3 protein-coding genes are annotated in these 7,062 nt (G+C 50.6%); all 3 read right to left on the bottom strand.

Annotated features, from left to right (window positions below; translation table 11 throughout):
• Positions 1-207: 207 nt before the first annotated feature.
• Positions 208-1,572: a dipeptidase gene (locus AC5RDV_RS01195; RefSeq protein ID WP_276788310.1), complete on the bottom strand. Its 1,365-nt coding sequence runs from the start codon at positions 1,570-1,572 to the stop codon at positions 208-210.
• Positions 1,573-1,718: 146 nt separating this feature from the next.
• Positions 1,719-4,658, bottom strand: coding sequence for a DUF4982 domain-containing protein (locus AC5RDV_RS01190; RefSeq protein WP_282747423.1), 2,940 nt, complete (start codon positions 4,656-4,658; stop codon positions 1,719-1,721).
• Between the two features lie 466 nt (positions 4,659-5,124).
• Complete coding sequence (gene glmS, locus AC5RDV_RS01185) at positions 5,125-6,972, bottom strand: glutamine--fructose-6-phosphate transaminase (isomerizing) (RefSeq protein WP_282747425.1); 1,848 nt, start codon at positions 6,970-6,972, stop codon at positions 5,125-5,127.
• Positions 6,973-7,062 lie beyond the last annotated feature (90 nt).

Raw genomic sequence — 7,062 nt, 5'->3', positions numbered from 1 at the left:
AGCGGCCACACAAGGCCTTGCTTCCCGAAAGCGAGTGCAAAGGTACAACCTTTTACCATAACTGCCAAACGTTTTGCCAATAAAAACCGAAAAAATATCAACCGGATTAATTTACACCTTATTATATTTAAAGTATTCCGATGTTCGAATCGCGTCTTTCCCCCGCATACCCATATATGAAATAGTCCAGACTTACGTCTCACGTGTTCAAAGCGTCACGGATTCATGGAATTCCACCACAGCCTCGATACCTTTCCGAAACATATCCAATGGGAAATTCTCATTAGGCGAATGAATCGCATTACTCTCCAAACCGAATCCCATCAAAACAGTCTTGGTTCCCAAAATCTTTTCAAAATCACTTATGATAGGGATACTGCCACCACGGCGCACAGCCAACGGCTTTCGCCCGAACGCCTTGGTGAAACCTTCTTCCGCAGCTTTGTAAGCCGGCAAGGTTATCGGACAGACATAGCCTTCGCCACCGTGCATAGGGGTCACTTTCACCTGCACGTAGTCCGGAGCTATGGATTCGATATAATCGACAAACATCCGGGAAATCTTCTCATGCTGTTGATGGGGAACCAAACGGCAAGACACCTTGGCATAGGCTTTAGACGGCAATACGGTCTTAGAACCCTCTCCCGTATAACCGCCCCAAATACCACACACATCGAACGACGGACGGCAACTATTCCGCTCGATTGTGCTGTATCCGTTCTCTCCTTTCAAAGCATGTACACCGATAGCTTGTTTATAACGTTCCTCGTCAAACGGGATTTCAGACAGCATCCGACGTTCTTCCTCCGACAGTTCTTCCACTTCATCATAAAAACCCGGTATTGTAATACGCCCATCTTCGTCAGTCATACGAGCCAACAAACCACACAATACATTAATCGGATTAGCTACCGCTCCACCGAAATGCCCGGAATGCAAATCACGGTTCGGCCCTGTCACCTCGATTTCCCAGTACGCCAAACCTCTCAGTCCCGTCGTAAGCGAAGGCAGGTCGAGCGCGAGCATACTGGTGTCGCTCACTAAAATCACATCACAAGCCAACAGCTCACGGTACTCTTGCAGGAAAGCATTCAGACTGGGAGACCCGATTTCTTCTTCCCCCTCCAATATGAATTTGACGTTATGGCGCAGAGCCCCTTCCCGCACCATATACTCAAAAGCCTTTAGTTGAATCATAGACTGCCCTTTATCATCATCCGCCCCACGGGCAAATACATGTCCGTCACGCACTTCCGGTTCAAAAGGGTCACTTTTCCATAAGTCCAACGGTTCGGCAGGCATCACATCGTAATGGCCATATACCAAAACCGTTGGCGCATCCTCCCCCACACGCTTTTCCGCATACACCAAAGGATTTCCTGAAGAAGGCATCAACCGCGCTTCATCTGCTCCAGCCTCTAAAAGCAAATCTCTCCAACGTTCGGCACAAGCCACCATATCATTCTTATGCGCCGGGTCGGCACTCACGCTCGGAATGCGAATCAGACTGAACCACTCTTCCAAAAAACGGGCTTCATTTTCTTCGATATACTCTTTTACGCTTTTCGCCATATATTTTCCATTTAAAAATTTCACACTTTGCATTCTTTGCCCAAATATATAGAATATATTCCATTGTCCTGCTATTTTAGACATAAAAAAGCCTTCCGCTCCTTGCAAACAGGAACGGAAGGCCATATTTGCCCAATGTGCCATACTTAAATCTTCTTCGACCAGACGGATGCTTCTCCTGAACGTAACCCGCCCGAAGATACTTTAACCGTAATTTTTCCAGGATTAAACGTCGTCCGCACCGCCACGCGCATCAAACCTCCTTCGGCCTGCAACTCCGTATCGCCCGGGGCATGGTATTCCAAAGGTTTTCCTTCCGTGACATAGAAATTGTAAGAACCTTTGTACACCCCTTCGCCTTCCACTTCAAACTTCAACTGGTTGTCGGCAAAAGGACACCAATGCCCATCCTTGTCCACCACGCGCACCGTAGCGATGAAAGCATCCGAAGCATTGGCTTTCAATTCAAATCTTTCCCCGTCCGGTTTTGGTGTCGGTTCTTCGATTTCCACTTCCAAAGCGTACGGCTCGCCGGCAGAGGCGATCTCATCCTCGCAAACGGGACGTTTCCGTTCGTCCAACCCCACGGCCTTGACCGTACCCAGCTCCCATAGGATGCCTTTCCACGTGCAGCGGCGCGTCCGCGCCTCCGGTTCCACAATCCCACGGGATACCCCGTTGACGAAGAGTTCCACATAAGGACAGTTGCTCCACGCATCCACGTCCTGCAATCCCCGGAAGTTCCAATGGCTCTGCAAGGCCACACCGGGACGCTCGTCGAAAGGCACCCAAACGGCTTTCTCGAAAATCCGGTACAGCAATTTCGGGAAGCGGTTGCCATCCATGGCGCACGAACCAAGGCTCTTTTGGTTGCGCATGCCGTTGAGGTAAATGGTGTACCCCTCCCCGTACGTCTCGGCCAACATCCAGTTGATCCATCCGCATGCGCGTTTGTCCATGTTGTCGAAATAGTTCTCCACATAGTCCATCGAGAACTCTTTTTCATTATCGTAGTCGAAACGGGCGATGCACCAACTGGGCAAGCCCGACCAGTTCGTCCCGTAGACTTCCGTATTCCACGAAGGACTTCCTTCCACTTTCTCATAACGGTTTGTATAACCTATCACGACCGGTTCGTTCTTGTCCCACTCCGGTGGGTAACCGTCGCGGTTCTGCACGAGACGCGGTTGGATGTAATCCCATTTCTTCACTTGTTCCAGCGTATAAGACGGCAGGTATTTCTCCCCATCGTACGCCAAACCATTATTCGACTCCCAAATGACCACGCACGGATTGTTCCGGTAGGCCACCATCACATCGCGGTCGTACTCCCTTTTGTAAGTAATAGCCGGTTCGTCCTTCAACGCCCATTCATTGTCGCCGCTGTTGACAACCAACAAGATGCCGTAGCGGTCGCAAGCCTCGAACACTTCGGGAAAAGGCGGTTGGTGCCCCACGCGCAGCGTGTTGCCGCCGCACCGCGCTATCCGGGCCATGTCATTCCACCAGAAAGCCGCAGGGACAGCGGCCCCCAATCCCGGGTAATTATTCCGGTAACCGAAGCCGCGCAAAAAACATTTCTCACCGTTGACATAGCAAAAATCCTCGTCCCACGTGATTTGCCGGATGCCCCACGGACGGCTTTGCCTGTCCACCAGTCGTCCGTCCACGTAAACTTCATTCTCCACCTTATATAAATAAGGTGTACCGGAAGTCCCTATCGGATACCACAAACGGGGACGCTCCACCACTCCCGTCCGGTCAAACAATACGGTCTGACCGCCTGCGGCACGACGTGTGTCCTTGAAAGCCAAAGCGGTCTTGCCTTTCGCATCCTTCAGATATGTGCGCAGCTCCACGTCGCACGCTTCCGTACCCGCATTCTCCACGTTCACCTGAAAACGTACTTCGGCTTTGTCTTTGGTAGCCGACACCGTCCCGAAGTAAGTTCCCCACTTGCCCATAGGAGAATAAGAATCAAAAGGAATGTGCACCTTGTTCTTCTTGTGCAGGTAGACGGGGCAGACGATACCTCCCATGGCCTGACCGAAGCCTTCGTTGGTCCCGAAACCGGGCCAAGTGAAAAACGTGCCCTCGGCATTGGACACCCTTACCGCAATCTGGTTCTCTTTTCCATAACGCAAATAAGGCGTAATGTCCACCACGAAAGGCAATGCACTCCCCACATGGGTCACAGCTTCCGGCTGCTTCACCTTTGTATTGCTTCTTATCGGAGTTCCGTTCACATACACCGTTGCCCCTATGTTCACTCCCTGAAACTCCAAGAAGAACATCTGCCCACGGTCTTTTTCGTCTATGGTTATTTTCTTACGATACCACGCTTCTCCACGCCAACAACGCTCTCCCGTACTGGTATTCAAATAAGTGTCCTGCTCATTATAACAATGAGGAATCCCTACCGTCTGCCATCCGGTATCGTCGAACGAAAGCGAAGCCATGGCCCCGGCCTGTTCATAATCCTGCCCTGCTTTAGGGTTCACTTCCACTTCACTCAACGTTACAGGCACATCCTGTCCCTGTTCTGCCTTGCATTTCAATCCGGAAAAACGCACATAACGTGCCGTCCCCTTAACTTTCAAATTCAAATAAGTAGCCGTCACCGTCTCGGTATACCCCACCGTTCCGGTATGCCCCACGGTCGTAAAGTCGCCCTCTTTATGGAGCACACAGAGTTTCTTTCCTTCCGAAAGGGTTTGCCAAGTACTACCGTCGGCGGATACTTCCAACTTGACCTCTGCAAACCTCGTCCGGTCCGTGTCGAACCACAGTTTCACAGAAGATAAGGAAACGGACTTGCCCAAATCCACGCTCCATATTCCTCCTTCTGGAGCATCTCCAAGTTTCCAGTCCGAATGGATATCGCCGTCGTGAACCACGGGAACGGACTTTCCGTCAAGACATACCTGCGCATCCTTCGCCAAATTGATTTCCTGACGCACCACTTTCGTAAATTTCCATGGGGTCGCCCCCAAATTAATGCGTGTGGACACATTTTTAGCCTGCCCGCTGCCCGCAAAAGCCCACAGGCATAGCCACAACATCGACAATAAGCTTTTCCTCTTCATGTTTCAAACTGTAAATTAAGTTTTTTAGGTTGTGATTATTTTTTAAGCCCCGGGGTTGCATTTCCTTGCCTTCCACCACGGGGAAATGCCATCCGGTTTCACATTAAAGTTCGTAAAAGTCCATCGTTTTTGCAAGCGGAAGAACAAAAATTAACGGTGTGTACGCGCCCAACACATTTCACCGGCGGGCACAAAGGGCTTTATACCGGGAAACATGGCTTTCTGCACGAAGGACAAGCCGTAAACGCCCGACCAAGGCTGAAAAAACGTATAGATTCATAAAAACAGAATCTCATTTGATTTTCAAGCATTTGAATCCTCAAAATCAATCTGCGGAGAATGAAAAATCAATCTGCGCCAAACGAAAAATCAATCAAAGGAGATTGAAAAAACGTTTGGCGCAGATTGATTTTTGTATATAAGTTTCCTACGAAAATACCAGAAAACGAAATAAGCCGAAATACGATTACTCCACCGTGACCGACTTGGCCAAATTACGTGGTTGATCCACATCCTTGCCCTTGCATACGGCTATATGGTAGGCCAACAACTGCAAAGGGACGGAAACCACCAACGGCTCGAAACATTCCATTGTCTCGGGAAGTTCTATCACCTCGTCCGCCAAATCCCGTATCTTCGTGTCGCCTTTCGTCACGAGCGCAATGACACGTCCCTGACGGGCTTTTACCTCCTGGATATTGCTGATGAGCTTTTCGTACATCCCGTTGCGTGTGGCGATGACAAACACCGGCATTTCCGAATCGATGAGCGCAATGGGACCATGCTTCATCTCAGCAGCCGGGTAGCCTTCGGCATGGATATAAGAAATTTCCTTCAACTTCAAGGCGCCCTCGAGCGCCACAGGATAACAGTAGCCGCGCCCCAGATAGAGGCAGTTGTGCGCATAGGTGAAAATCTTGGCCATCTGGGCTATCTGTTCATTAGCCTTTAGTGCCTCTTTCATTTTCTCGGGTATGGCCACCAACTCCCGCACCATCTTGACATACTCATCCTGCGAAATCGTCCCGCGCGCCTTGGCCAGGGCCAACGTCAACATGGCCAGCACTGTCACCTGCCCCGTGAACGCCTTTGTAGAAGCCACGCCTATTTCCGGCCCCACATGGATGTAAGCCCCGGTATGCGTGGCCCGAGGTATGGAAGCACCCACGGAATTACAGATACCGAACACGAACGCCCCTTGCTTGCGTGCCAGTTCGATGGCGGCCAACGTGTCGGCCGTCTCGCCGGACTGCGATATGGCAATCACTACGTCGGTAGGCAAAATGACGGGATTACGGTAGCGGAACTCTGAAGCATATTCCACGTATACGGGAATACGGCAATAGTTCTCGATAAGTTGTTGGCCAATAAGCCCCGCATGCCACGACGTTCCGCATGCCACGATAATAAAACGGCTCGCGCTCAACAACTTGTCCTTGTGGTCGATGACCGCCGAAAGCGTCACGTTGTCGGCATCTATGTTGATGCGCCCGCGCATGCAATCAAGCAGGCAATCCGGCTGCTCGAAAATCTCCTTGAGCATGAAATACGGATAGCCTCCCTTTTCCAGTTGGCCAAGATTGATGTCCACCGTTTTCACCGTAGGGTGCATGCGCGTGTTGTCCATATCCACCACCTTCAGCTCGTCTCCGGGACGGATGACGGCGATGTCCCCGTCTTCCAAGTACACCACCTTGTCAGTGTATTCCACAATAGGGGTGGCATCCGAGGCCAGATAAAACTCATTGTCGCGCCCGATGCCCACCACCAACGGACTGCTCTTGCGTGCGGCGATGATTTGTTCGGGATGCCTTTTGTCCAATATCGCGATGGCATAGGCACCGATGACCTCATGCAAGGCCACTTGCACGGCACCCAACAAATCCAAATCATTGCTCACCTGGATATATTCAATGAGCTGCACCAACACTTCGGAATCCGTCTGGCTGCGGAACTTCACGCCGCGTTGCTGCAAACGTTCCTTCAACGTGGCATAGTTCTCGATGATCCCGTTATGGATCAGCGCCAGGTTGCCCGATGCCGAATAATGGGGATGGGCGTTTTCTGCACATGGTTCGCCATGCGTGGCCCAACGCGTATGGGCGATACCGATATGCCCGCTCACGTCTTTTGCTTCCGTCGAGCGTTCCAAATCGCTGACCTTGCCTTTCGCCTTATACACATTCAAATCTCCCGAATTACTGATCAAAGCCATGCCGGCACTGTCATAACCACGGTACTCCAGACGCTTAAGTCCTTTTATCAAAATGGGGTAAGCCTCTCTCTTACCTATATATCCGACTATTCCACACATATTCCATTTATTTTTCCAAAAGCAAACTTAGTAAAGTCTAAACGCTTAAACATGATTTATCGTACAAATGTACGTTATTTTAAGCAATTT

The organism is Paraprevotella sp. (genome assembly GCF_986071375.1).
Note: the sequence above shows the minus strand (reverse complement) of the source record. Positions and strands in the feature narration are given on the sequence as shown.

Coding starts and splice junctions, on each gene's coding strand:
- AC5RDV_RS01195 (WP_276788310.1), bottom strand. CDS start 1,572: ATGGCGAAAAGCGTAAAAGAGTATATCGAAGAAAATGAAGCCCGTTTT.
- AC5RDV_RS01190 (WP_282747423.1), bottom strand. CDS start 4,658: ATGAAGAGGAAAAGCTTATTGTCGATGTTGTGGCTATGCCTGTGGGCT.
- glmS (WP_282747425.1), bottom strand. CDS start 6,972: ATGTGTGGAATAGTCGGATATATAGGTAAGAGAGAGGCTTACCCCATT.